We start from the raw sequence: 791 nt of genomic DNA on the forward strand, positions 1-791 counted from the left end.
AACTTAAAACCCCGCAGTTTCAGCAATGCCAGCGGCCCCCGGCCCACTTCCGTGCGCAAAATCCACGTCAGCGGTAAACCATCCGGCGCCACAAACGTTAACCGATAGCGGCTCTCATCCAGCCTCTCCACCTTCGCCCCCTCCAGCCAGCGGATCAGCCCCCAGTTCCCCTCATAATCCCCAAATAAACGTGACCCCGCATTCACACTGGTCCAGGTCAGCATTACCCCCGGTCTGTACGTCTCCCCCGGCCAGCGAAAACTCTGCCAGCTTTCCATCTGGTTAAAATAACGCAGTTTCTGCCCGTCTATCGTCAGGTCGGTTTCCACCACATCCCGTACCGCTCTCGCCCGCAACTCAAAGCGCAAGCCCTGACTGCCATCCGTAAACAATACATCCGATAACTGACTGAGCTGATTCACCGCTTTCAAAAACTGGGGGTTAATCGGTAATCCCTGACCCTTGACGCTGTCCGGCACCCAGTGGTTGCCCTCTTTATGCAGTATCCCGCCTAACTGACGGTTCAGAAACTGTTCTATCCGCCCCGAATCCGACCGGATAAACTGCCCCAGCATCGGTAACGACACTTCACTATCCCCACCCGCAAACGGGTAACGCCCGGTAAAAGCGCTATTCCAGTTATCCACTATCGCCGTCTGCCACTGCCTATTCAGATTCGCCGCTGCCGGTTTCAGTATCCCCTGCCACGCCTGCGTTAACGGCTGCACAAACAGCGTCTGCCCCAGGCCCTGCCATTGTCCCCCCAGACTGGCCGCGACCAGACGCCCATA

General features: G+C 57.3%; 1 protein-coding gene. It reads right to left on the bottom strand.

All coding sequences use genetic code 11. The features are described 5' to 3' along the window. Positions 1–791, bottom strand: a 791-nt coding sequence (locus AM629_RS21335) for a type VI secretion IcmF C-terminal domain-containing protein (protein WP_276525723.1), incomplete at both ends; no start/stop codon positions are given.

It is taken from the genome of Photorhabdus heterorhabditis (assembly GCF_001280945.1).
Taxonomy (GTDB): domain Bacteria; phylum Pseudomonadota; class Gammaproteobacteria; order Enterobacterales; family Enterobacteriaceae; genus Photorhabdus; species Photorhabdus heterorhabditis.